At 33.8% G+C, this 26245-nt stretch carries 27 protein-coding genes, 1 pseudogene and 1 other annotated feature (1 of these 29 only partly in view); of the genes and pseudogenes, 8 read left to right on the forward strand and 20 right to left on the reverse strand.

The window, feature by feature from the left end; all coding sequences use genetic code 11:
- Positions 1–95: a binding site (T-box leader), on the reverse strand; it reaches 138 nt to the left of the window's first position.
- A gap of 115 nt (positions 96–210) precedes the next feature.
- The gene (locus tag C564_RS0113955; protein ID WP_018765743.1) at positions 211–3705 is read right to left on the reverse strand and encodes a DUF4020 domain-containing protein; all 3495 of its coding nucleotides are present in this window, start codon (positions 3703–3705) and stop codon (positions 211–213) included.
- A 188-nt stretch (positions 3706–3893) separates the two neighbouring features.
- On the opposite strand from C564_RS0113955, the gene C564_RS0113960 reads away from it, so the two are divergent.
- Positions 3894–4331 (forward strand): YndM family protein, encoded by a 438-nt coding sequence (locus C564_RS0113960; RefSeq protein WP_018765744.1) that lies wholly within the window; start codon positions 3894–3896, stop codon positions 4329–4331.
- Between the two features lie 49 nt (positions 4332–4380).
- Here C564_RS0113960 and C564_RS0113965 read toward each other — a convergent pair whose 3' ends face one another.
- From C564_RS0113965 to C564_RS0113975, 3 genes are all read right to left on the reverse strand, one after another.
- On the reverse strand, positions 4381–4503 hold the full coding sequence (locus C564_RS0113965) for a hypothetical protein (RefSeq protein ID WP_003198421.1): 123 nt from the start codon (positions 4501–4503) through the stop codon (positions 4381–4383).
- A gap of 489 nt (positions 4504–4992) precedes the next feature.
- Positions 4993–5610, reverse strand: a complete 618-nt coding sequence (locus C564_RS0113970; protein WP_231382321.1) for a DUF6985 domain-containing protein — start codon at positions 5608–5610, stop codon at positions 4993–4995.
- A gap of 380 nt (positions 5611–5990) precedes the next feature.
- Positions 5991–6527, reverse strand: coding sequence for a GNAT family N-acetyltransferase (locus C564_RS0113975; protein ID WP_018765746.1), 537 nt, complete (start codon positions 6525–6527; stop codon positions 5991–5993).
- 229 nt (positions 6528–6756) lie between these two features.
- On the opposite strand from C564_RS0113975, the gene C564_RS0113980 reads away from it, so the two are divergent.
- Positions 6757–7176, forward strand: coding sequence for an SgcJ/EcaC family oxidoreductase (locus C564_RS0113980; protein ID WP_018765747.1), 420 nt, complete (start codon positions 6757–6759; stop codon positions 7174–7176).
- Positions 7177–7216: 40 nt separating this feature from the next.
- Positions 7217–7684, forward strand: a complete 468-nt coding sequence (locus tag C564_RS0113985) for a GNAT family N-acetyltransferase (protein ID WP_018765748.1) — start codon at positions 7217–7219, stop codon at positions 7682–7684.
- An 81-nt stretch (positions 7685–7765) separates the two neighbouring features.
- On the opposite strand, the gene C564_RS0113990 is transcribed toward C564_RS0113985, so the two are convergent.
- Together C564_RS0113990 and C564_RS36180 are read right to left on the reverse strand one after the other, a co-directional pair.
- Positions 7766–8344, reverse strand: coding sequence for a GNAT family N-acetyltransferase (locus C564_RS0113990; RefSeq protein WP_003198412.1), 579 nt, complete (start codon positions 8342–8344; stop codon positions 7766–7768).
- 39 nt (positions 8345–8383) lie between these two features.
- A pseudogene (locus C564_RS36180) lies at positions 8384–8716 on the reverse strand (nitroreductase); the annotation flags it as partial.
- 134 nt (positions 8717–8850) lie between these two features.
- On the opposite strand from C564_RS36180, the gene C564_RS0114000 reads away from it, so the two are divergent.
- Complete coding sequence (locus tag C564_RS0114000) at positions 8851–9321, forward strand: DinB family protein (protein WP_006095154.1); 471 nt, start codon at positions 8851–8853, stop codon at positions 9319–9321.
- Between the two features lie 444 nt (positions 9322–9765).
- The gene (locus C564_RS0114005; protein ID WP_018765749.1) at positions 9766–10146 is read left to right on the forward strand and encodes a VOC family protein; all 381 of its coding nucleotides are present in this window, start codon (positions 9766–9768) and stop codon (positions 10144–10146) included.
- Between the two features lie 136 nt (positions 10147–10282).
- Here C564_RS0114005 and C564_RS0114010 read toward each other — a convergent pair whose 3' ends face one another.
- The 10 genes from C564_RS0114010 to C564_RS0114065 form a co-directional block, all read right to left on the reverse strand.
- On the reverse strand, positions 10283–11035 hold the full coding sequence (locus C564_RS0114010) for an aminoglycoside phosphotransferase family protein (RefSeq protein ID WP_018765750.1): 753 nt from the start codon (positions 11033–11035) through the stop codon (positions 10283–10285).
- Between the two features lie 295 nt (positions 11036–11330).
- On the reverse strand, positions 11331–11807 hold the full coding sequence (locus tag C564_RS0114020) for a small multi-drug export protein (RefSeq protein WP_003198383.1): 477 nt from the start codon (positions 11805–11807) through the stop codon (positions 11331–11333).
- A 27-nt stretch (positions 11808–11834) separates the two neighbouring features.
- On the reverse strand, positions 11835–12269 hold the full coding sequence (locus tag C564_RS0114025) for a hypothetical protein (protein ID WP_026008562.1): 435 nt from the start codon (positions 12267–12269) through the stop codon (positions 11835–11837).
- A gap of 2 nt (positions 12270–12271) precedes the next feature.
- A complete protein-coding gene (locus tag C564_RS0114030) occupies positions 12272–12475 on the reverse strand; it encodes a helix-turn-helix transcriptional regulator (protein ID WP_026008563.1) in 204 nt (67 codons plus the stop codon).
- A gap of 168 nt (positions 12476–12643) precedes the next feature.
- Entirely contained in the window at positions 12644–13024 is a 381-nt protein-coding gene (locus tag C564_RS0114035) for a VOC family protein (protein ID WP_026008564.1), read from the reverse strand.
- Between the two features lie 249 nt (positions 13025–13273).
- The gene (locus C564_RS0114045) at positions 13274–14827 is read right to left on the reverse strand and encodes an MFS transporter (RefSeq protein WP_018765754.1); all 1554 of its coding nucleotides are present in this window, start codon (positions 14825–14827) and stop codon (positions 13274–13276) included.
- Between the two features lie 18 nt (positions 14828–14845).
- On the reverse strand, positions 14846–15427 hold the full coding sequence (locus C564_RS0114050) for a TetR/AcrR family transcriptional regulator (RefSeq protein ID WP_018765755.1): 582 nt from the start codon (positions 15425–15427) through the stop codon (positions 14846–14848).
- A gap of 166 nt (positions 15428–15593) precedes the next feature.
- Complete coding sequence (locus C564_RS0114055; protein WP_018765756.1) at positions 15594–16568, reverse strand: hypothetical protein; 975 nt, start codon at positions 16566–16568, stop codon at positions 15594–15596.
- Positions 16558–17133, reverse strand: a complete 576-nt coding sequence (locus C564_RS0114060; RefSeq protein WP_018765757.1) for a sigma-70 family RNA polymerase sigma factor — start codon at positions 17131–17133, stop codon at positions 16558–16560. Before C564_RS0114060 ends, C564_RS0114055 begins: the two co-directional genes overlap by 11 nt.
- Positions 17134–17287: 154 nt before the next feature.
- Positions 17288–18334, reverse strand: a complete 1047-nt coding sequence (locus C564_RS0114065) for a DUF2332 domain-containing protein (RefSeq protein WP_018765758.1) — start codon at positions 18332–18334, stop codon at positions 17288–17290.
- A 122-nt stretch (positions 18335–18456) separates the two neighbouring features.
- Here C564_RS0114065 and C564_RS0114070 point away from each other — a divergent pair, with 122 nt between their 5' ends.
- Positions 18457–19008, forward strand: a complete 552-nt coding sequence (locus tag C564_RS0114070) for a hypothetical protein (protein WP_018765759.1) — start codon at positions 18457–18459, stop codon at positions 19006–19008.
- 27 nt (positions 19009–19035) lie between these two features.
- On the opposite strand, the gene lsrB is transcribed toward C564_RS0114070, so the two are convergent.
- From lsrB to C564_RS0114090, 4 genes are read right to left on the reverse strand one after another with little or no spacing between them, the layout of a single operon-like run.
- Positions 19036–20079 carry an autoinducer 2 ABC transporter substrate-binding protein LsrB gene (gene lsrB / locus C564_RS0114075; protein ID WP_018765760.1) on the reverse strand — a complete coding sequence of 348 codons (1044 nt, stop codon included), beginning with the start codon at positions 20077–20079 and terminating at the stop codon, positions 19036–19038.
- Positions 20076–21074 (reverse strand): ABC transporter permease, encoded by a 999-nt coding sequence (locus C564_RS0114080; protein WP_018765761.1) that lies wholly within the window; start codon positions 21072–21074, stop codon positions 20076–20078. Before C564_RS0114080 ends, lsrB begins: the two co-directional genes overlap by 4 nt.
- Entirely contained in the window at positions 21071–22048 is a 978-nt protein-coding gene (locus C564_RS0114085; RefSeq protein WP_018765762.1) for an ABC transporter permease subunit, read from the reverse strand. The genes C564_RS0114080 and C564_RS0114085 overlap by 4 nt, the downstream gene beginning before the upstream one ends.
- Positions 22045–23538, reverse strand: coding sequence for a sugar ABC transporter ATP-binding protein (locus tag C564_RS0114090; protein WP_018765763.1), 1494 nt, complete (start codon positions 23536–23538; stop codon positions 22045–22047). The genes C564_RS0114085 and C564_RS0114090 overlap by 4 nt, the downstream gene beginning before the upstream one ends.
- A 179-nt stretch (positions 23539–23717) precedes the next feature.
- On the opposite strand from C564_RS0114090, the gene C564_RS0114095 reads away from it, so the two are divergent.
- Together C564_RS0114095 and lsrK are read left to right on the forward strand one after the other, a co-directional pair.
- Positions 23718–24668 carry a sugar-binding transcriptional regulator gene (locus C564_RS0114095; RefSeq protein WP_026008565.1) on the forward strand — a complete coding sequence of 317 codons (951 nt, stop codon included), beginning with the start codon at positions 23718–23720 and terminating at the stop codon, positions 24666–24668.
- Positions 24668–26230 (forward strand): autoinducer-2 kinase, encoded by a 1563-nt coding sequence (gene lsrK / locus C564_RS0114100; protein ID WP_018765765.1) that lies wholly within the window; start codon positions 24668–24670, stop codon positions 26228–26230. The genes C564_RS0114095 and lsrK overlap by 1 nt, the downstream gene beginning before the upstream one ends.
- Positions 26231–26245: the final 15 nt, after the last annotated feature.

The following is a 26245-nucleotide window of genomic DNA, read 5'->3' on the forward strand; positions in this document are numbered from 1 at the left end:
TGTAATTCATGATTACCCCTGTACTGATTCACACCAACCATCAGCTCTCTGTTACAGTAAGATCCTCACTACTGTGATCTCTTCATTGCACTTTGTTTATTCAAATGTTTTTGAAATTGAATAAGTTATGATTCGTATTATAGAATGCTTTTTCAAATACTGTCAACACCTTTTTAGTTATTTTTTTAAAATTCCACTCTTTACCCACTATTAATCTTGTAAATTTGTCATCACAAGTCCAATACGAATCATTTCGTTTTGAATAGATATTAGCAAATGTTTCTCCACTTGGTACTCTGTTAACAATTGTTTAATCTCAATGATTTCATTTTCAAAAGAATTTGCCTCATGAAGGTTTTGTAATAACGAAAAAAACAACTCACCATAGGCTTCTACATGATATTTCATATTATTTTTCTTTTCCAAAATAGACAAAAATAGTTGTTTCATTTCCGCTTGATCGTAACGTTCTGATGGTGGAGAGAAACGAGTAAGAATTGTTTGTAATCCTTTTTCGGCAACTTCATCCATACATAATACAAAACGTAAAAACATGACATATTCCCTACCAGTTACGGAACTCATTTTTGGACGTTCAATTAAAAATCCAGCTAACCAAGCTTCCCAAAATTTTTGTTGTTCTCTCACGCTTAATGTTTTCACATAATAACATAAATGTTCCATAAACTTAATTTTGTCATTTTCCGTTTCCTGTATAAAAAGCGGATATAACCAATCTGCTCGCTGTTCCCAATATAATACACATTTAATAAAAACAAAGCTGAGCCACTTTAAGAATACTTCTTTTGTATGTGGATGTAACAAATATAAATGCTCGACTGCATATTTAATATGTCGCTTTATCTCTGTAAATAACGGTAAATTTATTTGTGTATAGCAAAGTCCTGCCCATGCATATTTTATTGATTTTTCTTGTTTTTTTAAATCGAGATAAGGTAGCAAATTTTTTCTACACCATTGTTTCTCAATATGATATAAAAATGTTATATCTGCTGTTAATCGTGCAAACATGAAGTTTGTACTCTGTGAAAATGTTCGCATTTGTTCTTCAAATAAAAACAAGTATTCGTGAATATTCCGATCGTATAAGTGGTCATATGCTAGTAACTTTAATAATACTGACGTCATCTTTCCAATAGGATGTTGAATAGATTCATTATAAAAATCATGCTCTTCTATCTTAAAATTCGGATCACCTTTCATTACTTGAGGAAATAAAGAAAAGGCAAAACGTTTCACCACACGTATACTATTCTCTTGGAATTCTTCTAATCGATTGCTGATTTCATAAAGAAAACTGCTAATTAACCAATGAAAAGATGTATTTCTTACAAATTGTTGCAGGAGTGGAATGATTTTTTGTATTTGTTGATTTGTCAGCTTACGATTATTTCTCCATGCCCGAATACAGACAAACCATACTTCATTACTTACATTACTTCCCCCTACTAATTGATACGCAAGCGAAATACTCCACTCTGTATCCAATTTACATGCTTTTGATAACATTTCTAAAAAATGACGCTGTTCAAAAATACCATCATGAGAAAAAAGCCTAACTTGTTTCATCATTTCATGGTCTTTCAACTGCAATAATCCATCGGCTGTTACGTTGCATGTAATACTTTGTACAGCATCCTCTACTCGCTTTTCACCGTAACGTTCTGGGGAAAAATGAGGATATTTTTGTTTCATTTTTTTATATGCTTGTACTGTACAATTACTATTTGGATCACATGTATAAAGTAAATCCATAATAAGGCAAGCATCAAAAGCCCTCTCATTAACAAGGTGTTTCATAACCTTTTGTAACACTTCTTGCTTTCTTTGTTCCGAGGTAAATGGATAATGCTTCTTTAAAAATTTAAATACTTCATGCCTATATGTAACATGTAAAAGTAATTTTTGTTCTAGTAGCCATTTGATTTTTTCATCGTCAGTTACAAATGAAATTTTACTCATCGCAGCTATTGCAATCCGTTTTTGTACTATACTATCTGTTTCTATCATTTGGGCGATATAGTAGTTTGCCTTTCTCTTATTATGTTCACATAAATAGGCGAGACATTCTTTTACAATACGAATTAAAAATGTAAAATCTTTCGGCTGTAAATCATGCTCTGAAAATTCGACTGTATTATATGTCACACCGTCCTTTTTCTGCAGTACAGTCTGCCTTAAAAATAACATTTGGATTTTTTCTAACCCCATAACCATAATTGGGTCAGCAAAATATGCGATATGCGGTTTCATTCTTTCATCCCAGATTCTTTGTACAAATGCAAATACGGGAACTGGTAAACGGCTTGTCTCCTCTAATTCAATTGAATCTTGCATATCGTGTTTCCATCTTCTGACACGCTTTAATTTAATTTTCCCATCCAAAATAAACGCCAACAATAAGACGAAAATTTCTTTATGATCAGGAAAGGAACATTTATGTAACAAATATGAAACCAATTCTATAGAGCTACTATTTTTTTCTGCTGTTTCCAGTAAGAGCAATGTCCATTTTGCAAATAATAGCGGTTCAATTGGCTCTTTTGTTTCGTTTAAATACGTACAAATCGTTCGCCATAACAAAGGAGAAATTTTTGAGTGATTTTTATAAATAAGCTGAAATAATTCTTTTTGGTGGCTAAAAAGAAATTGTTTGACGAGCCACTCGGCCAACAATTCATCCTCTTCACTATGAATAGTGGAAAGCAAAAATAAATTTTGGATTTTGCCTTCTGCCTCTAACCATTCTACCCATCCATAATCGCGAGCAAATTCTATAAAATACCGGAGTGTTTCAATTTTTTTTACTGATTGTTTTATATATGATAATTGCTCTTGTTCAACTGATGGTGGAACTGTCACGATATCACGAATCCGCATTCTTTTTGTAATATAGTTATCTCCCATTAATTCAGCCCAGCGCTTCACCGCTTGAACAAGTGCCTGATGATTATTCGCCTTATTTGGATAAACAATGGGCCTTACTCCTAAATGCTCCCAGTGATATGTATTATCTCCTTGCGCAACAAATGCATAACGTTTTGTACTCGGTGGTAAACCTGTTGCTAAATATTTCATGACAGGATCATTATGACTATATCCGATGAATAACACCGTATAATTTGAAAATAAATCAACTAAAAATCTTCTTGCCCAACCCTCTGTTAAGTAAGCCCTTCCAAAATCGCCATCCGTTAATATTAAATTTTCTTTTTCCTGTTCTACATTGCCGTGTATATATGCTAAACCTTTAAATGCTCTACCTGTTGGAAGTGCAGGTGCGTAATATATATTGATATCTCGATTCATTTCCCGAATCACACTTGTAAAATGCTGATCAAAATTTGTAGTAACGATGCGAACATCAATATCATCTGAAAAAAGCCGTGGAATGGCATAGTGTAATGGATTCGGTTTTGAATTTTTCACATCAACAAGATCTTGTGCAACTTGATGTACATCTTTCGTCTTCGCAACTTTTCCAAGATAATAATCATGCGGTTCTGTATTTTCACGCTTTTCAACATATAAAGCTTCCGCAATTTCATCAACTAAATCATCGAAATTTGGTAAGTTTGATTTCCCTTTCATAGAAACTCCTGCTCCGACAAATAATACAAGCCTTCCTTGTTCAAGATTATCAAATAGTTCATCTGGAATTTCTACTTCTGAAGTAATCCACATTTGGATCCCCCCTTACCTAAAAATGTTATACACTCTCATTTTACTATAACATTTTTCGTTTATTTTTTTAATATTTTGACAAGATGTTCAACATGAAAAAATTTTATTTGCAACTATGTACATACATAAGAAATGTATGAACTTCTTGTTTTATACCAAAACTATATAAAAAACGGGAGGTGTGCAATTTGAGTAATTTTACGATTGTGCTTATCAAATTTATATCGTGTATCATTGCTTTTGCTATCGGACTTGATTTATTTTTTGATGCAACAATTGTTGATGTTATTTCCTTTAGCCTGTTTGTAACAATCGTTTCTTATATGTTTGTTGATAAAATCCTTTTGAATCGTATTGGCAATTCCGCCGCTATTATGGCTGACTTTTTGTTAACATATTTAAGTGTGTGGATTTTCGGTAATATTTTATTGGACAATTATATGCAGATTGCATGGGGTAGCATTCTATCCGCTATTGTCTTTACATTATCTGAAGTATTTGTGCATCGTTTTTCTCATACGCATGAACGGCTCAACAATGAACGAATTAATATGAATGGCCGCTTCGCGTATGGAACTGAGTTTGCTGAAGAACAAAACATCTTAGATAAAGATAAGAAAAAATAAAAAAGAAGGATGTCATTACACCGGTAATGACATCCTTCTTTTACACTAACTATTCTTCCTTCCACCCTTTTACATCCACTGACATATGTACAATTACTTGAAAGCCTAAGCTACCTGTAGAGCCAACTGCAATTGAATATTGAGAAAAAACTCTCGAAATGCAGCATTTCATAAATGACCTCACATATGTACTAATTTCCCTTTAATCAAATCTGATGACACTTCTCTTTCCTCCCAAATCTAAAACTGTAGGTTTCGAATAAAGTTTGATCAAATTAATGCTATTAACCGTAATAGAAGAACAAAAGAAAAGAGCGTGTTTTGAAAAAAAGATTAATCAAAACATGCTCTTATAGTATTTAATCGGATTATTCTTTTATAAAAAGATTGATCTTTTTTGTAATCCTTCAATATTTCGGATATCAGGAGTAATTGCATGAACTTCAATAACTTGAACCAAAAAACATTCCATTTTATAAAAAGTTTGTTTGAAGCTTTCGTAGAATTCTTTAATTGAAAGAGGTGAAGTTTCGTGACTTTATTCAAAGCAACAATAACAGAAAATAAAACCTAGCAACATAACGCTATGCTGCTAGGTTTTATAACGCTAAAAACTATCATCAGTTTTGTTTTTAAGATTTCTGTTTAAAAACTAAGAAGGTTATTTACTTTTCAACCACTTGGCTCTAACCAATTCTCTATCGTTTAATAAATTGTTCTTAGCTAGTTCATAACACACTAACCAAAAATCTTTTTGCCACTTTGTACAATCTTCCTCGTAATCCATAAGCATCTGAAGCATACAATATGAATCAGAAGGCTGAATATGAATCATATCATTTTTAAAAAATAAAGCTATGAGACCATGTTCAATAGATAGCAAGCAACCTTCATCAAATGAAATTGCAAAGTAAGCATAGTTATCCTTCGTATAGTCAGGTAAAATCTCAAATGTAGGAGTTCCTATATAAGGATGGATTTCTTCCATACTATTAAAAGTAATGGGACTAAAGGAATGATCATTTTCATTATATATCTCGTGACTCATTAAATCTTTACATTGCAATTCAAATAGACCCTTTAGTATATTTTCATAAACAATATCAAAGTGTTCCTTTAAATAACATAGCGTATTATAAGATTCTTTTGTTAAAGGTTGATTACTCTCTAAATACCCCTTTATCTCAATTTTTTTTTGTTCAAAAAACGAAACGGAACAATTTACGTTTATAGACCCATCCCAACAGTCGTATTTTTCAGAAAAGTTAAAACCTTCCACTTTATATACCACCATTCACACCTACCTAATTAAATTTTATTATTCATAATTAACGCCCTCTTATTATGTCACAACCGAAGCATAGCGGAGGGCGTAGTATAATTGTAATTAATCTACAAAATGGAAAGCAATTTTTAATCTTGAAAAATAGCTATAATCCTTATAAAACCCATCAAAAATAAATAACACCCCTTTAAATACTAAATCCAAAGGGTAGAGCTGTATATATACCTTCTTGAACATCTATTACTACCAAAGCTTTCTTCATCACACATCGCTCCCCTTTTTAATATAAATTTATATAGATTTATATATATATATATATATATATATATATTAATAATATGCGACTTTAATAAAATTAAAATCACTACATACCTTTATCGTCTATACTCCATCATCCAGCAATCTTCTAAGTTCCCTTCATGAAGTTCATGTTTTATTAACCTTTTTATCTTTTGAAACCCACATTTTTCATAACACCGAATAGCACGTTCGTTACTTACTCTTGGATCCATTGCAATTGCTTCTGCCCCTAACTCATCGGTGATATATGTAATCGCAACTTGCACAAGCTCTGTTCCTATTCCTCTATTCCAATATGTTGGTTCTCCAATAAACTGATCCATGCCCCATATATTTTGGGCTTCTTTATATCCATACAGCTCTTTCCATTCTGAATCTATCGGGTAAATTTGTATATAACCAATCGGTTCTCCAGCATGTTCTACTAAACATCTTTTCTCAGCACTCTTTGGGTCATGAATAAAATGAGTACGAACTTGCTCTGGAGATTGCGGATTATCTCTGCCTTCGTAATACTGTAAAACTTCTGGATTTGTTAACCATTTTGAAATGGTATTCACATCATCTTCTATAACATATCTAATCGATAAACTCCCTTTTTGAAATAACATATTTCACCTCCTTATTCATAACGTTATAATATCCTAGACTCATTGAGTTAACTCCTCTTATTAGATAACGAATTCGATTTAGAGAAAAATATAAATATAAGTATATAAAACCATCTTTCCATCATACCTTCGTATAAGTCTCTCCTCAAAAAATACTACTATTGTTGGATGTTATAGCACCTTTACTTTAGTAATCTATAGATATCAAACTAACGTAGGAGGAATCAAGATGTCTAAAGGTTATGATTCAAAAGAACATCAACAAGAAGAAATACATGCAATCCGGCAAACGATCACCGAAATGGAAATTGCATTTAATACACATGATGCGGATGAATTAGATCGCCACTTCACCTTAAATGCCACCTGGGTCAATGTGCTTGGCAAGCGGCTATCAGGTTGGAAGCAAATCCATAAGGCACACAAAGTTCTTTTACCAGAACCTCTTCGTAATTCATACGCTTGTTATACAATTGAAAGCATTAAATTCATACGTTCCGGTGTAGCTATCGCACATATTAGACAATACCCAACAACCTCTGAAGGAAAAATAATAGAAAATGAACAAGGCAGTTTAGCTGTTTATGTGATGGTTAAAGAAAAAGAAACATGGAAAATTGCTGCTGGGCAAAATACGCTTGTTCAATAGCTCTTCCCATATCCCCTATTTAAACTGGAGGTTTCAACTTATGTCTCAAGTAACTCTGAAAAAAATAACTTCTGACAACTGGCGAGAGGCTCTCACGCTTTCTGTAAATATTGAACAACAAAAGTTTGTTTCTGAAGTTACACCACCTGTTGCTATTGCACTTGCTAAAGCGTATATTAGGCCGGATGATAGAATGATTGAACCTTTTGGAATTTATCATAACGAGAAAATGATTGGTTTCTTTAATCTACATTACGAACTAGATTGTCAAAAGGACTTTTGGCTGTTTCATTTTTTTATCGACAAAGGACATCAAAGAAAAGGATTTGGAGCCGCGGCAATAAAAGCGTTAATTAACCATTTAAAAATCGTTCATCCATCTTGCCATCGCATTCGCTTAACTGTGCATCCTGAAAATGATTCGGGTCAAAAATTCTATTCTAATCAGGGGTTTACCGATGATGAAATTCTCACATACGGTGAACTAACCTATTCCTTGTATCTTTAGAATTTTTTTTAGCATGATAACGAACAAAGAGTGCCATGAAAAGCTCTAAAGACACTCTTTGTTCGCGTGAAGCACTATAGGTTATATCGGACTGTCTTTAAATCTCAAATACCAATATATTGCAACTTCATCATTTTGCTCATGAATGCCTTTATATACAAGAAAATCAAAGCCTCCTATAACAAATCCACAGTTCTCATAAAACTTGCATGCTCTAACGTTATTGCTCTGTGTCTCCAGCATGATTCCTGGCATTTCACAAGCTTGCGCCCAATGCTTTGCCTGCTCAATTAATTTCCTACCAACTCCACGTTGTCTAAACTGCTTATCCACTTTTATATCTTCCACGTAGGCAAAACTGTTCCAGTTCCTTTTTAATATAATCATTCCAATTATTTGGTGATTCATAAACGCCAAATAAATTATCTTATCTAGATTATTAACATATTCACTATAATCTAAATCATTCTCTTGATCCTCTTTATATATATCTTCTGAATAATTTTTCTCATAGCTTGGTATTTCCCGTACTGTGTATTCTATTCGTTGATTCTTCGCTTCTAATGAAAGAACTAACTTAGAATCAACCGTAAAACTATCATCAATTTCAGGAATTTTATTCAAATCCTTGATTTCTAGTTTTCTAATAAAAATATCCATCCTTATCTCCTCTAAGTAAAATATAATATATTCCTCATACTAAATATTTATGGCAATTCCTGCAATGAATAAACTAACTATTATGAGGAAAGGCATATCAATTATAGCTCCTCTTAGATGCATCCTATAATTTTTATACGCCTTCATTCCTTCTGTACTAGGAATAACAACAAATCTCGGGGTAATCTAACAAAATATAAGCCAATCTATAATGAGTAAATCAACCAAGTTAAACATCATTAAAATTCCAAAAGAATGCAAGAAAGTATCTATAAACAATAATTTCTCATATTGATTTAGTAAAAAAGTTGAAATCAACGGTATTCCAAAAAGAATTACATTATATACAATTCCAAAGTATAAAGTAACTTTTATAAAGTCATTCCGCTTTACACGATATGAATGATTCGTATAGAATATAATCGATCTTTATCTCATGTCACTTCTAATTTATCCAGATTTTTAATACGCTAATGAATGAGAGGGATTTGAAAGGGGTGTAAGGTATGAATAAACTAATATTTAAACAATTTGCGATGACAAGAAGTTATTTTATTAAAAACGTAGAATCATTTTCGAAGGAAATAACAAATGTACAGCCAGACGGTTTTAACAATACGATCCAATGGCATATCGGCCATGTATTAACGGTTACTGAACAGTTTATGCTCGGCTTTCCACATAAAACGACGCATCTTCCTGCAAATTATATCGAATTATTTGGAAACGGTACAAAGCCGGCTGATTGGAAGGGAGATGTACCTACCGTAGATAAACTCATTATAGAGTTGAAAGATCAATTAGTTCGTCTCCAACAAATTCCTGCTGAACAGTTAAATGAAACGCTGGAAAAATCATTTATGGGATTGGAAACCTTTGGAGAATTAGCCGGCCTTACATTAATGCATGAAGCAAATCATTTGGGGCAAATTCAAGCGATGAAGCGCATTATTGAACACGCGGGACTAAAGAACTAACAAAATCCAAAAAATAATTTGATGACTTTCAAAAGGAGTTATTCTCACATGAGATAGCTCCTTTTGATTTTGCAAAAACACTTATATGATTCTTTTTGATTTAATGTTCAAAAAAACCAACAAATAAAATTGACATAGGGAAAATGACAAGATTTTATTTCGAAAAAATAAAAATAGTGGTGCTGTAAACTTGCGTGACTAAAACCTTTTCCACTGTGAACTGTATTAGCAGCCATCAACATTTGCGTAGCAATTTGTGCTACCGTTTGAAAATCACTTAATTTTAGCTTGATGGGTCTGAGCAGTCATCCGTATTTCTTGACATATCATTTCAAACTTCATAAAGTGAAACTCTAATCGTTGCTTTTCATCTTCACTGATTATTAGCCCACAATACTTAATTAACTTATATAAATTTATATAGGAATAGGACTGGTGAAATAAATGAGAATTGAACATATAGCAATTTGGGTGAATGATTTAGATACAATGCGCACTTTCTATACACAATACTTTAATGGAGAGGCGAATTCTTTATATCACAATAAAGCTAAACACTTCGAATCTTATTTTATTACTTTTGAATCTGGAGCACGCCTTGAAATTATGCGAAAGAAAGGAATAGAAGATAAACCTAATCCCAATATAACCGGGTATGCTCACTTGGCTTTTTCTGTTGGTAGTGAAGAAAATGTGAATCAACTAACCAAAACATTAAAAGAAGCTGGATATCCGGTATTAAATGGACCACGTTTCACTGGAGATGGCTATTATGAGAGCGTAATTAGTGATCCAGAAGGAAATCAAATCGAAATAACTATCTAGCATAACTTTTCAATATATAAGTTAAAAAATAATATAACAACCAAAAACCGTTCGAAAATTTTGAACGGTTTTATTATCTAATTCTGTCGCATTTAAAAATTTGATTATTACAGAAATGCTAGTTCTATCGTGTTCCTTAATGACAATACTGATCTACTAACTTCTTTAGATATTCTATGTTTTCTGAAGATACTTTTTCTGACAATCTTGCCCCAGCAATAATAGGAGCCCACTTTATAACTTCATCCCTTGATAAACCAGCATTTTTGCAATATATACGTAAATACATTTCAGCCAACTCTACTGAAGCCTGGGCATACAACAAATATGTTCGGTAGACATCGGCACGAATATCTCCCGCGCTAGCATCCACCCAATCAATAATTTTCACATTATCATTACTCAAAATCAAATTAAATGGATGAAAATCCCCATGACATAGCCTAGGTTCAAATACCATTGAATCCAATTTTCTTAACAATTTACCCTTTTGTTTCTCATCTAGATTCTGTACTGATTCAATTTGACGACGTAGCTTTTCTGACATCGGTTCAAGTAAATCCGAATCAACAACAACAGCATGCACCTTTTGTTGTGCATTAACACAAATACTTATGTAATGCTCCGCTCGTTCCATATTATGAATTAAGAGATCACCTACTGTTTTTCCTTTTACATATTCCATTATAATTGCTTGCCTACCCTTTATTTTTGTGACTTCTAATACCTTTGGGACTTGAATCCCACATGAATAAGCGTATTCTTGTTTCTTTTCCTCATATAAAGATTCTGTATTTGGAAAATGCTTTTTAAACACTTTCACAATTTTATTATCATAAAGATATATCTTTGCTGTATTCCCAATAGCTATCGGATTACCTAGGTTCAATTATTTTCTCTCCTTACAATATAGTGAATTTTTATATTTTAACGCGATCTTTTCTAATGCAATATATACAGTTTTTTTCATATTTCATTATTCTCCCTTAATCACTTCTATCAGTGTAATCGAAGAAGAACCAAGATCCATTCCTATTAGATACTAATAATAAATCGAAAAATTCATACTTTAATAACCTTAATTTGGACACTTCTTCTTATTTTGACTTCCATATTCAATCTACGACGTTTTTTCTTCATCCCTCTTACTTCATTACTATATTCATAGACAGTTTTATATTATCCTAAATAATATGTAAAAGGCTAAATCCATACATCGAAGCAACTACAAAAATGATTGTCCATACCGCTAGACTGACTGTCATCCAACTTATGACGTGTGTCTTGTTAGATCCAAATGTTAAAGCTAATACGGCTGCAATATCAGTTCCTACGAGAATGGGAGCAAGTAATGCCAAACCAGGAATACCATATCGTTCCCATATTCGCCTTGATCTAGTTTCTTTTTTAGAAGGTGTTGTTATACCTTTTTTTAACTTTCTTGCCGCTTGCCATTTTGCATACTGCTTAAAGAAGAATCCCAATAATAGAACCAAGATAAGATTCCCTGCAAATGCAGTCACCCCTACTGCAAATGGTTGCAATCCCCATGCAATACCAAGTGGTACAACGATTGATACATCCATCCATGGAGCAAAAGCTAATAGAAATAAAACGACATATTGCCACATTTCACCTGCATTTTGAGCCCACTCTAGCATATTGTTTCATCCCCTTTTTTCTTTAAATTAAATACGATTTAAAATAAGAATAGTAGTTAACCAATAGACCATGTATTGGCCTGCACCTAATACACCAATGCACAGTAATGGAACAAAATTATGTTGAGAAAAGAAGAAGAAGATCCCTGCCGTTACTGGAAGTGCAACGCTATAGTAAATATATACATTTCGGCAAGCCTTATAAGTTACCCACTGCTGCCCTTCATCTATTTCACGAAATTCGGATAGTATAAAGCTAAATAATCTAATCTTATCATCCGAATTCTTTCGATTATAAAACTTTGTGAGAATGAACCAGAAAACAGTAACCGTCACTAGAATCCAAAAACATAATCTAGCTAAAACGACCTGTGTACTCATAAGAGAAAATAGTAAAAATGCAATAATCAAAACAAATATACCGGACCCTATAAGCGGAGATTTTAAAACCTGTTTCATTATAATCATTCCTTTCCCTTTAAATAAAAAACATCTTCTACTGTAAGTTGAAACGCGGCAGCTATTTTTAACGCCATGGTGACAGAGGGAGAATAATCACCTTTTTCAATTAACCCAATTGTCTGCCTCGTCACTCCAATTGCATCAGCCAAGTCTTGCTGAGTCCACCTAAATCTTGCCCGTAATTCTCTAACTCTGTTTTCAAGCATCCTAACTTCACTTCCCTCCTTTTCAAACACTCTCATTGTAAATGATTACCAATAAAATGTAAATAATCATTTGCATTTTGTAATAAATAATTGCTCAAAACCTATAAAACAACACCATCTATAAAATGGTGTTGTTTCGTTTAAAGATCAAGTTAGTCAATTTTATACTTACTTCTTTTCCATAATTGCAAAGTAATTTTTCTCATGATCAGCAAAATTAAACGCTCTACCAGACGGCATATTTACAAGTTCTCCAACTGTAATTTCTTTCTCTACAAACTCTTTATATAATTTATCGATATCTTCAGTGAAAAACAACATGGATGGTGTACTAAGATTTAATTCTGGCTGCATCTTCGCAATTAATTCTTTATTATGTAGAACCATACTCGTTTCTGCTTTCTCTGTTGGCGCGATTTCAATCCATCTAAATCCTTGACCGTTATCTTCATCAGCAACTAAGTGGAAACCTACTTTTTCTGTCCAAAATTGCACAGCCTCATCTTGATTATTTACATATAGCATAATTTGACCAACTTTATGAATCATCATCTTCTCTTCCCTTCTTCAACTTCAACTTCAACTTCAACTTCAACTTCAACTGTATTAAGTATATACGAACTAGCGTTCTTTTTAAAGTTTTTTTATGGTAAACTTTCACTTCAAACATTTTCACACACTGTTTTTATCTCTTTCTTACTATCTTGAGATGAGGGTTATCAATTAAATAATAGCATCCTTAAACATCTTAACCATAATTATATTATGTAAATAGTGTTATTGTATTATATCTTCCTTTTAACATGTGGCTCTTAATTTATTCCCCCTCTTTCTCTTCATATATATTTCTAGCACACTACAAATAAGTGCCAAAAAGAAAATAAATGCTCCTATTAAAAAAGTTTTATTAAAACTACGAATAACCCCGTATTTATATTTCCATTTAATTTGTTCGTAGAGTTTATTTCCTTCCTCTGATTCCATGCTTACATATTTCTTCTCATCAATTGCTTTTATTACGTGTAGTATTTTTTGTTTTTCAAAGTCTGTTTGATCGCCTTTTTGAATCATCGCTTTCACTTGTTGCTTTATTTCTTCTTTTTCGATAGATAATTGATGATTTAAAATCACAACTAATATCGCTACACCTACTATACTTCCTACTGTTCTAGAAATATTAGATATACTTGACGCAATACCTGATTTTTCGATTGGAACACTTAAAACGGCAGTTGTTGTAAATGGAGCAAGCGTACACCCTGCACCAAAACCTACAACCACGAGTCGCCAAATATAATCCCAATTTGAAAAGCCTGATTCCATATGACCAAATAAATACGAAGCGATTATAAATGCGATAATTCCTATAATACCGATAACACTACTTCCATGTTTTGCAGCAATGGGTGTCATAATCGCGGTAACTACCATTGATACTATCGCAAGTGTACTAATAATCATCCCTGATTGAAGCTCGCTCATTCCATCTACTTGAACTAAGTAAAATGCAAAAACAAATAAAAAGTTCATTAAACCCATGCCTACAAAAAATAATGAAAGATTTGAAAACGAAAACTCCTTATATGAGAATAAATATGGGGGTAACATCGGATTTTTACTTTTCTTTTCAATAAAGATAAACAATATAAAGCTTATAAAAGAAATAACAAAGAGAAGACTTATACTTAGCGGACTTAAACTCGATTTATTTACTTGTATCAGAGCGTATACAAGTAAAAACAATGCACATGATGAAGTAACCATACCTGCCCAATCTATTTTAGAACTAGCTGTATAATCATATGATTCTTTAATAAAAAGCAAGACGAAGAGTAAGGATAGAATACCAACTGGAACATTAATAAAAAATACCCAGTTCCAGCTTAGTTTATCTGTTAAAACACCTCCAAGTGATGGACCAATCGCTGCAGCTAATCCGCCAAAAGCCCCTATAATTCCCCCTATCATACCTTGTTTTTCTTTTGGCACAAGTTCAAGTCCAAGCGGCATCGCAACAGGAACAATGATAGCGGCAGATACTCCTTGCAACACACGAAAAATTACCAATGTATAAAAAGATGATGCTATTCCGCACATGAGTGAGCTAATAGAAAATCCTAATAAACCAATAACATACAGCTTCTTGCGGCCAAATTGATCCGCAAGACGAGCTGCTATTAATAAACAAGTAACAAAAGCGACATTATATCCATTTGCAATCCAAGAAATTGTATCAATAGACGTATGAAATGTTTTTGTCATTTCCGGCAATGCAATATTTACAATATTTGAATCTAAAATTGCCATGAAGAATCCTGCAACTAATGCAAATAGCGCAAATAATTTTCTCATGTTTCCATTTCCTCTCTCTTAATTTTTCTTATTTGAAATCCCGTTAATAAATAGAGTTACACATGTCTCTATGTACTCTTCTAATTGAATATCCTCTTCCGTTATACTAACATTCATAATATATAGGAATAATTGTCCATAAAACATGTTCGCTATTAAACGATAGTTACATGTAATAATATGTCCCTTCTCTCCAAGTAGCTGTAAATATGTTTCTAAATGGTCAACTAAATGTGAATTTAATTCATGAAGTAATCGTTTCATTTCACTATTTTGTCTAGATTCTAGTAATGCTGCCCAAATATAATTTAATTTTGGTAAGTTTACCTGAATGTATGTTTCTGCAATCTTTGTAAGGTCTTTATTTAAATCACCTGTAAACTGTTCTTCTAATTCCTCTAATAAAGCAACTGGGGTTGTTCGCAAAATAATACTTTCCCGAAATAAATTTTCCTTGTTTTTAAAATTACGAAAAATTGTCAACTCGCTTACCCCTGCTTTTTCTGCAACTTCACGAATTGTCGTGGCTGTATATCCCTTTTCACCAAATAATACAGTCGCTGCTTCCATAACTTTTTCTCTCGCTGTTGGTTTTCCCATTCTAATTCCTCCATCCAATATATAAGTAAGTGATTACTAACATATTATCATAAACAAAAATGAAAGTAACTAGTTACTTTCATTTTTGTTTATTTACTTCTATGTAGCAAAATAATATAGAACTCTTAATTCATTCACTCTTGAATAGCTACTTTGCAATATCTATTCATTTCACCATTGAAAATAATACTTTTTCAAGCTCCTTTTTTGATAACTTGCTATCAGTGACAAAAATTCGATACTCACTTCTATCATTTTTTGCTGGTACAATTATTCTCATACCAATTATATTTCCAAATTTATATTCTCCCAATGTTACCCTACACCCATCGATTGTATAGTTTGATAATCGATCGAAAGGTTGTTCATCGAAATCATCTGAATTTTGTTCATGTGGTGTCTTTTTCACTTCAAAAATTTCAGACTGTTTGATTTGGACTACATCTTCAAAACTACCACTTTTTGAACTTAATTCACCTTTCACATAAGTCAGCATTATGAACGGTTTCGGCTTCCCAGAAGTAATTTCCGCTCTTGCCTCTTCTTCATATAATCTATAATTTTTTGGTATGTAGGCTGGATATTTTATAGGAAAGTTAACCAATTTTTGCGCTTCATTTATCGTATATTTGAACTTTCCATATATTTTTTCCTCATAAGGTCGTAACTTTTCATTTACTTCATCATATCTTTTTAACTCTTCTTTACTAAGTCGAGCTGTGCTTCGACTTGTTCTTTCCCCATCAACTACAATTGCCTTTTTATTTAATGCTTGTGATTCTTTCCACAGCTTAGAAAATTTTTCAAATTCCTCTTTAGTGAACAATTGACTTGCTATCTCAAATATTTCGTTGAATTCTTTATATTCTTCTTCAACTGCACCAAATTGTTCCTTTGCCTCTTCTGGAGTACCAATAACTTTACTAACCAAAGTAGGTCCTGCAAAAGTACCCGTCGGTATAAGAACAGCAGCAGCTATTAATCCGACTAACAGCCTTTTCTTCATTGATCGTCTCCCCTTCTCATTTTCTTGATAGTATGTATCAAAAGAGCTTTTTACCCTTTTTCGCAGATTACTAGATGGCTCCATTACTTCGGCTTTCCTTTGTAATTCATCCCTCAAATGCTTTTCAAAATCCATTCACTTCGCCCTCCTGTATAGCTGGTACATTCTCCATTTCTATTCGTAAACGCTTCAATGCTGTATGTAATCGAGATTTCACTGTACCAACAGGTTTATTAAGAAGCGTTGCAATTTCATCCAAACTGTATTCATGAAAATAACGCATAATAATCACTTCACGGTGCTTATATGAAAGCTTTTGTACAAGTTCTCCTAACTCATTACGTGTTTCTTTATGTAAAATATCTTCATCTACTATGTAAAACTGATCTTGCGCATACATTTTCTTTTTTTCAAAAATACGAAAGCGTCGCCATGATTTACGCCGCCAATCCTGTACTTGCTTTACAATTAATCCGTGTAACCAAAAACGGAAAGACCGATTCACATCATAATTAACTACAGATTTCCATATTTGAATATACACTTCATTCACAATATCCTCTACATCCTGCTTATCTACTACTAAAAAAGCTACTGTTCTATAAATATCTTTACATGTAAATTCATAAATAACCTGAAAGGCTTGTTGATCTCCAGAGGTCATTCTCTGTAGCCATTCCTTTAGTTCAATTTCATCCAATTCTCGTTCCCCTCTCATGTTTTAAACAATCTTTCACACTATATTCGCTCGTTTCTCACAAAAGGTTCATTTTACATGAAAATTTATGTATTACAATAAAGAAGGGACAACTCATGTAAGTTGTCCCTTCTTTATACACCGTTAAAATATCAATCTAACAAAGCGATTTATCGCCCAACCTCCAACTAAACCAACGCGCATGGCCATCCGTTTCTCCAACAGTTTCATTGCATTCTTTCCCATTCATAAAATAATCAAGATGAAGATCTCTATCCCACATATTGTTATAAAGATGGAAAACATCCCGTTTCGCACCAATTTCTTTAACTTTTTCTACTAATTTATGTTTTACACTCTCTGGTATTTGATTCGCTACATGTGTATGGAAAACACAAATCACCGAATCCTCTGGAATTTGTTCTGCAATGTCTGAAAGAAGAGCTACTCCATCCCCTTCTATTAATTTTACAGATTGTTCTTTTAAACAAGCTGCTGCGTGATCAAACATTTCAAGTCGTTCTTTATGCTCAGGCCAAATAAGTGAGCGTAACCATAAATAATCTTCCTCATTATTTAAATCATTTATATGTAAATCAAGTCCGATTCTTTCTACGACAGGTGGACTTTGTTGTAAGAAAAATGGCTGATTCTCCCCTTTTATTTCTGATTTCAAATGAACTTTAGAGTCTTTATTTCCAAACACCTCTCCTGTTCCATAAGAATATCTATATTGATCCCAGAACAGCTGCAGGCCCGCACTTGTCCCAATTTCAATTAGCGCTAAAGGCTTATTCACTTTATTAAACATATAACAAAAACTCGGATATAAATATGTACATCGTCTTACTTCGTTCGTCTGCACTAGCTTTGTTTTTAAAATATTGATTATCTCTTCCCTATGAATCTGACAAAAATCTTTAAAATGTTGAAAAGAATGTTCTAGATTTTTTTCTGGAGCCGAAACAAGGCTACCATAGTATTGTTTTAATACATGATTATTCCCTTTCAGTAATAAATAGTGAACGGCACCAAGTAATAAGTTAGGAGTTGGCTGACCAAGTTGTGCGTGTGACGCTAATGCAAGGATTTCCTCATCTTCTGAAATTTCCAATGATAAATGTTCGTATAAATCGCTCGATCCTTTACATTCTTTTATAGAAAAATTTCTAAATAAGTTGAAGATTTGTCCTTGTGTAAGCAAATCGATTCCTCCAATCACATAATTTAATATTCAGAATAATTTTAACATAAATACAATTATTAGGACATTTGTACTTATTTTGCTAAAAAGATTTATCCTTCAAGGTAAAAGGAGGTAGCAAGTTGAATAGAAATATAACCTATACTTTCCTCATATTAATCACATTTCTTATTAGCTGTTCAAAAGAGCAATCTTTTTATATGTACTTCCATGAAAAGATGCAAAAAATGCATTTTGGACAAAAGAACAATTCCTACACTCTCATTCATACAGAAATGAATGTTTCACAAGAAAATGATGCCGTAGCAATATTTACAGAACAAAATCAGCAAGGAGAACAAATATTCATTGCTTATTTTGAAAAGGAAAGTGACAAGTGGAATTGGATAAGAACTACAGGAACTGAATGGAATAGCCCTGTAAGATGGACTTCCATGCATCAAATCCCTTACATTTATGCTGGAACAATTCGTGATAACGCTATTACTAAAGTTTATGTCGGGAACAAAAATGCAAAAATCATTACTGTTGAAGGAACAAAAAGGTTTTGGTATGTCGTTAGTAATACAGAATGGGCTGAGGTTAAAATTAAAAAAAGTGATGGTACACAAGAAGTAGTTGGACAAATTGATGAAGAGATTCTAAAAGATTGGCATAATAAAAACGTCCGATAAAAATACCGGACGTTTTTCATTTCAACATTAAAAATTATACTTATCAATATTATCCTTCGTAAATACAACTCTTTCTGGTAATACAATGATTCCATTTCCATCTGCTTCGTAGTCATAACCTTGAATAGAATTCGGTTCCACCTTTACTTTACCTATATTCGGAACTTCAAAGCTATCGCCAACTTTTAATTTCTTTCCTTTTACCACAATTTCATTTGCAACATAAGTTGCAAGTGCGCCTTGTTGTTTTACATCCCATAGCCCAAATTGCTGAACAGTTCCACGTTTTACATAATCACGCATTACATTTGGAGTTGAAAATCCCGTCACAACTACCTTTTTATCCATTTTTAAGTTTTCAGCAGCTTGTGCCATTGCTGGAAGTGCTGTTGCATCAGGACAAATGACCGCATTAATATCTGGATACGTTTTTAAAATGCTTTCTCCAACCGATAATGATTTTTGTGCGTTATTTTCTCCGTACTGCGTCGTTACAATTTCCCAATTCGGGTACTTTTCTTTTATCATCTCTTTTGCTTTTGTTACCCATTGATTTTGATCTGTTACAGTTGGACTTGAATAAAAGAAAGCTATTTTTCCTTTATCTCCAATTTGTGATGAAGTCATTTGAATTAATAGATTTGCCAATTGCTCCGGCGTTCCTTGGCTTATATAAAATGAACGATCTTTCGGATTCACATCAGAATCCCATGTTAAAACTGTCATTCCCTTTTTCTTTGCTCTCTGTAATGATTGCGACAGACCATCAACCGATGTAGATGAAACCATTAACGCATCATAGTTTTGATTAATAAAATTATTTATATATTTCACTTGCCCTGATACACTAGCCTCTGACGGCCCATCATATTTCACTTGTACCCCTAATTTATCTCCCATTTCTTTTGCCCCTTCACCACCTGATGTAAAGAAGCCAACCCCTGTCAATTTCGGAATGAATGCAAATTTCACATCATCTACTTTTTTCTTGTCTGCTGTTTTGCTAGAACATGCGATTAAACCGATGATACAAACACATGTAATGATAAAAATCCCCAGTTTTCTTTTCATGACATTTCCCCCTTATGCAATTTCCTTCTTTTCCACATAGTAAGTTGCTGTAATTTGAAATGCCTAATAATAACAGAGAGGATAAGTATAATACCAATAACTACATTTGACTGTTCGTTCGTTAAACCTGTCATTTGTAAACCGTACTGCATCATTCCAATAAATATACTTGCTAGTACTGTTCCAAGAATACTTCCTTTTCCCCCAGTGATGAGTGTCCCACCTAATACAACTGCCGTAATAACCGGCAGAATTGTCTCGCTTCCAATATCAGCTCGAGCTGAGCCAAAATATGCTGTTAAAAAAGCTCCTCCTAATCCACCTCCTAACCCAGAAAGAATATAGGCAAGAATAACTACTTTTTTTGTTTTGATACCAGAATATTGTGCTGCCTTTTCATTCGCACCTGTCAACAAGACATAACGTCCGTACCTTGTTCGATGAAGTAAGAGTGTAAACAAAACAGTCAAAACGAAAAGTAACCATACTAAATTAGGAATTCCTATAAAACTTCCATTTGCAAGTTGCACGTAAGAATCCGATAAACCACTTATCCCTTCATATCCACTGGCATTTGAGCCACCCGAGATAACAAGTGCAATTCCTGAATATAAAAACATCGTTCCAAGTGTAACAACAAGAGGTTCTACCTCTGTCGTTTTAATAATCACCCCGTTGATACAACCCGCTAGACAACTGATAAGCAAGGCAATAATTACAGCTAAAATAACCGGAATTCCATTCATCCAGAGTACACCAATAAGAATTGAAGTAAGCCCCATAATCGATCCTACAGATACATCGATTCCACCTGTTATAATTACAAAAGTCATTGGAATTGCGGCAATCGTAATAAAAACGAAGTCATTCATACTGAAAAGTAAATTACTAATATTTAAAAAATCACTGTTTAACAAACCAAAGAGAATGAACTCTATAATAAGTAATACAATAAGAACTCCTTCCCATCTTAAAAATCCATGTGCATACTTCATAGATTCATCCTTCTTTCTTCCAACTGTCTTATTCCCCTCCATTTTTTTAAGATGCTGTCTAATATAATAATAAGTAACAGTAAGAATCCTGATATAGCACTATTCCAAAAAGCAGGTATTTTTAAAAAGACTAGTGAACTACTTATAACTTCTAAAAAAATCGCTCCCAGTGCTGCTCCAAATATAGAACCTGTTCCACCTTTTAGATGAATTCCGCCGAGAACAGCGGCAGCAATTACTTGTAACTCAATTCCTGTACCAGTTTGATTTGGCACAAAGCCGATATTCATAACAAATATGCATCCTGCAACCCCTGCGCTCATCCCAGAAATAATAAATGCATATATTTTCACCTTGTCTACCGGTATTCCAATGAGGCGTGCTCCGTCTTCGTTATCTCCGGCAGCATAAAAATATCTTCCAAAAGGTGCTTTCGTTAAAAAGATATATAATAATAGTAAAATAGCCAAAATGATCCATACTGTAACTGGAAGCCCTAGTATCATGACAGAAGACATCTGTTTATAAGACTTAGGAATATCTTCAATCCATTTGCCACCTGTATAGATCAACATCGCTCCTCTAATAATCCCTAACATTCCTAATGTCATAATAATTGCCGGTACACGAAACTTCGTAACCCCAACGCCATTTATCATTCCAATCACAGCTCCAAGCAAGATTGCAACAATGATTGAAATTAAGATGCTATTACCATTTGTCAAAAACATCCCACAAATTGCTGCGCTTAATCCCATAATAGAACCGACTGAAACATCAATATTTTTAGTAAATAATACGAATGATTGACCAATAGCTAGTATGACTAAAATAAGACTTGATTTCATAATTAAAGAAAGCGAACTAAACTGAACAAAACTAGGATTAATAATTCCTACGAGGGCTATGTAAATAAGTAATAAAATAATAATGGATGTTTCATGCATTTTAACTATATTTGAAAAACGTTTCATTCCGTTACACCTTCCCTTCCCACATATGCAAGGCGTGTAACTTCATCTATACAAACTTCTCCTTTCTCTAAATGAGAAACAAGTTTTCCATTCCTCATCACATATACCCGGTTTGCTAATTGAACAATTTCTTCTACATCTGAGGAGATTAATAAAATCGCAAGCCCTGATTGTTTTAAACTTTGAATTGCCTCATATACTTCTAATCTTGCTTTTGCATCAATCCCGCGCGTTGGTTCATCAAGAATAATTACTTTAGGTTCACAAGCAAGATATTTTGCTAATACAACTTTTTGTTGGTTTCCACCTGATAAAGATGTCATTTTTTCATCTACATTGGAAACAACTATCCGAAACTTATTCATATACAACTCTGCTAAAGCGCTTTCTTTTTTACACTTTAAAAAGAATGGGCTCATTCGGTGTAAAGAAGCTGCCGTTATATTTTCTTTAACAGACCGAATTGAAAAAATACCATTCCCTGCCCTATCCTCTGGAACATATACCATCCCTTTATCTAATCGTTTGCTCGTAGAACACTTTGCAATTGACTCCCCTTCTAATAAAATATCCCCTGACCGTATGGGCCTTATCCCATATAACACTTCTGCTAATTCCGTTCTACCCGATCCAACAACACCAGCAATCCCTACAATCTCTCCAGCATGTACATTTAGTGATATATTCTGAAATACATAACTCGACAGATTTGTTACCTCTAATACTTGTTGAGAAAGTTTCATCGTTTCTTGAGGTGCCACTTTTTTCTCCTCTTGTTTATAATCTTTTGGCAATAATCCCTCCATTAGCATGTCATATGTATAATCTGATACATCCCCTTGACTCACTATCATTCCATCACGCAAAATAGCTACTTTATTCGCAATCTCAAAGATTTCCGGAAAACGATGCGTAATATAAATCATTCCGATTCCCTTTTCTTTTAAGTCTTTTATCAGCACAAAAAGACTCTTTATTTCATGAGTTGTTAATGTCGATGTTGGCTCATCTAAAATAAGAATCTCTACTTCTCTTATTAATCCTCTTAATATTTCTACTAATTGTTGCTGTGCAATTGATAATGAACTTCCAATTGCACTCAGTTCTATGTTCCACCCTAAACTTTTTATGAAATCTTTTATCTTTGTACGAAGTTCCTTCTTCTTTGCTTTTATTCCGATACATATATTTTCTTCAATTGTCATATGAGAAAAAATTAACGGTTCTTGTGGAATTAAATAAATACCATTTAAATGTGCTTCCGCTGGATTAGAAAAACTTTGCACTACTCCCTTTACATACATCTCCCCAGCATCATAAGAGTATAAACCTGTTAATATTTTCATCAATGTTGATTTCCCAGCACCGTTTCCGCCAACTAAAGCATATACATCGCCATAGTCTAATTCTAAATTCACTTCTTTTAGTACCCTTTGTTCTGAGAATGATTTACTCATTTGCCTCACTTTTAATAAGGGGGCATTCTCCACATCTTGTCACCTGCCTTTATACAGAACAATTTTTGAGAAAATGATTTTTTGTTCTACTTGTTTTGTAGCATTGTATATCCCTTTTTTCATATCTAGAACAAATTTTTCTTGAACACAATTACTACTTCTATCGGTATAAACAAAAAAATAAGCACATATGTTTAAGCATCGGTCAATTGTTGAAAGGGATGAAGAGGATGTCACAGTTGAACTTTGAAGAAAATTTGTTAACAAAAGTAGCCTGGTATTACTATAAAGATCATTTAACGCAGCAGGAAATCGCTTCTTTGCTTCACATTTCACGAAATAAGGTCGTTCGGTTATTAGATAAAGCTCGAGCTGAAGGTGTCGTTACATTTCATGTAAAAGGTACGGGTTTACATTGCTTAAGCATTGAACGTGAACTAATTAAAAGATTTCATTTAAAAGACTCTTTTATTATCCCTACGCTAATGGAAAATTCCCCTTCTTCTTTAGGGAAAGCTGCAGCGCAATATGTAGAAACACATTTACAACAAGGAGATTTACTCGGCATTGGTTGGGGGGAAACGATATCAAAAATGTTAGAAAACATCCATTTTGAAGCATCTATACAACTTTCAATCGTTACTCTTACAGGTGGTGTAAATCATTACCTTCCTAGAAAACAAAACTATCTCAATCACATGCAAGGCGAACTTCATATCATTCCTACGCCATTTTTAGCATCCACAACCGAAATGGCACAAAGTATCCTTTCCGAACCAGCTGTTAAAGATATGCTACATGTCGCTTCACTTGCTAATACAGCAATAGTTGGTATTGGTGGTTTATCTCATGATGCAACCATTGTAAAAGAAGAAAAATTAACGCTTCGTGAAATGACCTATATACGAAGTCAAAATGGTGCCGGAGATATTCTAGGACAATTTTATAATACGCATGGAGAATTACTAGAACTTCCCCATCACGACCGCCTAATTGGTACACCTCTTTCAGCTCTTCAAAAGATGAAACACGTAGTCGGTGTAGCTGGCGGTGAAGAAAAAATAGATGCAATTTATGGAGCCTTAAAAGGTAGATTCATTCATACATTAATTACCGATGAGGACACAGCACTCTCCCTATTAAGAAAGGAAGGTGAATCATAATGTCTTCTCTATTAGCTTATGACGCGGGTACTGGTAGTATCAGGGCCGTCCTTTTCGATTTACAAGGAAATCAGCTTGCTGTGAGTCAAAAAGAGTGGGTTCATAAACCCGACTCTCGTTATCCTGGTTCTATGAATTTTGATGTGATAGAGAATTGGAAACTCGTTCAAGAATGCACAAAAGATGTACTTCAAAAAAGCAACATATCCCCTTCTTCTATTAAAGGGATTAGTGCAACAAGTATGCGCGAAGGATTTGTTTTATATGATAAAAGTGGGCAAGAAATATGGGCATGTGCGAACGTTGATGGCCGTGCTTCTTCTGAAGTAAGTCAATTAAAACAGATCCGCTCCCATCTTGAAGAAGATTTATATATGAAATCAGGGCAAACTTTTGCACTTGGCGCTCTGCCTAGGCTACTTTGGATTCAAAAACATCAACCTGATATATATGATAAAATCCATTCCTTTACAATGTTAAACGATTGGATTTTATATAAATTGTGCGGGGTATTACAAATAGACCCTTCCAATGGATGTACATCTGGTATTTTTGATTTAGAAAATAGAACTTGGGATAATTCAATCGCTGAGCAATGTCGTCTAAACTTATCATTTTCTCCAAATGTAAATGAAGCGGGGACAGTTATTGGTAATGTCACAAAACAAAGTGCAGAACTGACAGGTTTACATGTAGGAACACCGATAGTTGCTGGGGGCGGAGATGCCCAGATGGCTTCACTCGGTTCGGGAGTCGTACATCCTGAACAAACATTTATTTGCGGAGGGAGCTTTTGGCAACAAGAAGTAAATATAACAAGTCCAAAAACAGATTCAAATGCTCGTATTCGCGTCAATTGCCACGCTATCCCTACACTTTGGCAATATGAAACAATCGCTTTTTTCCCGGGGCTTGTGATGAGATGGTTTCGAGATGTTTTTTGCCAAGAAGAACAAGAACTTGCTACTGAACTAGGTGTAGATGCTTATGAATTATTAGAGGAACAAGCAAAACATGTGCCAGTCGGATCATATGGCATTATTCCTATATTCTCAAATGTAATGAACTACATTTCATGGCGCCATGCCGCACCTTCTTTCATTAATTTAAGCTTAGATGCTAATAAATGCGGAAAGAAAGAACTGTTCCGTGCACTCGAAGAAAATGCTGCATTTATAACACTTGGAAATTTAAAATTAATAGAATCATTAACAGGAAAGTTCCCTTCTGAAGTGATATTTGCTGGGGGTGCTGCCAAAGGCAAGCTCTGGCCCCAAATTGTTGCGGATGTTCTCGGAGTTCCTGTCAAGGTACCAGTTGTGAAAGAAGCTGCTGCTTTAGGAACAGCAATCGCAGCTGGAGTTGGTGCAGGAATATATGACTCTATGGAAACAACTTCTCGGGAGTTTGTAAAGTGGGAAAGCACATATGAACCGAATACTGAACATCACAAACTCTATCAACAATTCTATCAAACATGGAAATCAGTTTATGAAAAACAACTCACGCTAGCAGATGAAGGATTTACATCACATATGTGGATTGCACCAGGTGCACTGTAACACATTACATAAAGG

The organism is Bacillus sp. 105MF (assembly GCF_000374885.1).
Classification (GTDB): domain Bacteria; phylum Bacillota; class Bacilli; order Bacillales; family Bacillaceae_G; genus Bacillus_A; species Bacillus_A pseudomycoides.

What these genes read in the sequence shown, in the direction of transcription:
- C564_RS0113990 (WP_003198412.1), bottom strand. Translation starts at nt 8,344, where the DNA reads ATGGATATTTTTATTAGAAAACTAGAAATCAAGGATTTGAATAAAATT.
- C564_RS0114005 (WP_018765749.1), top strand. Translation starts at nt 9,766, where the DNA reads ATGAGAATTGAACATATAGCAATTTGGGTGAATGATTTAGATACAATG.
- C564_RS0113955 (WP_018765743.1), bottom strand. Translation starts at nt 3,705, where the DNA reads ATGTGGATTACTTCAGAAGTAGAAATTCCAGATGAACTATTTGATAAT.
- C564_RS0114030 (WP_026008563.1), bottom strand. Translation starts at nt 12,475, where the DNA reads ATGCTTGAAAACAGAGTTAGAGAATTACGGGCAAGATTTAGGTGGACT.
- lsrK (WP_018765765.1), top strand. Translation starts at nt 24,668, where the DNA reads ATGTCTTCTCTATTAGCTTATGACGCGGGTACTGGTAGTATCAGGGCC.
- C564_RS0114020 (WP_003198383.1), bottom strand. Translation starts at nt 11,807, where the DNA reads ATGCTAGAGTGGGCTCAAAATGCAGGTGAAATGTGGCAATATGTCGTT.
- C564_RS0113980 (WP_018765747.1), top strand. Translation starts at nt 6,757, where the DNA reads ATGTCTAAAGGTTATGATTCAAAAGAACATCAACAAGAAGAAATACAT.
- C564_RS0114035 (WP_026008564.1), bottom strand. Translation starts at nt 13,024, where the DNA reads ATGATTCATAAAGTTGGTCAAATTATGCTATATGTAAATAATCAAGAT.
- lsrB (WP_018765760.1), bottom strand. Translation starts at nt 20,079, where the DNA reads ATGAAAAGAAAACTGGGGATTTTTATCATTACATGTGTTTGTATCATC.
- C564_RS0113985 (WP_018765748.1), top strand. Translation starts at nt 7,217, where the DNA reads ATGTCTCAAGTAACTCTGAAAAAAATAACTTCTGACAACTGGCGAGAG.
- C564_RS0114045 (WP_018765754.1), bottom strand. Translation starts at nt 14,827, where the DNA reads ATGAGAAAATTATTTGCGCTATTTGCATTAGTTGCAGGATTCTTCATG.
- C564_RS0114080 (WP_018765761.1), bottom strand. Translation starts at nt 21,074, where the DNA reads ATGAAGTATGCACATGGATTTTTAAGATGGGAAGGAGTTCTTATTGTA.
- C564_RS0113975 (WP_018765746.1), bottom strand. Translation starts at nt 6,527, where the DNA reads ATGTTATTTCAAAAAGGGAGTTTATCGATTAGATATGTTATAGAAGAT.
- C564_RS0114085 (WP_018765762.1), bottom strand. Translation starts at nt 22,048, where the DNA reads ATGAAACGTTTTTCAAATATAGTTAAAATGCATGAAACATCCATTATT.
- C564_RS0113965 (WP_003198421.1), bottom strand. Translation starts at nt 4,503, where the DNA reads ATGAAATGCTGCATTTCGAGAGTTTTTTCTCAATATTCAATTGCAGTT.
- C564_RS0114000 (WP_006095154.1), top strand. Translation starts at nt 8,851, where the DNA reads ATGAATAAACTAATATTTAAACAATTTGCGATGACAAGAAGTTATTTT.
- C564_RS0114055 (WP_018765756.1), bottom strand. Translation starts at nt 16,568, where the DNA reads ATGGATTTTGAAAAGCATTTGAGGGATGAATTACAAAGGAAAGCCGAA.
- C564_RS0114050 (WP_018765755.1), bottom strand. Translation starts at nt 15,427, where the DNA reads ATGGGAAAACCAACAGCGAGAGAAAAAGTTATGGAAGCAGCGACTGTA.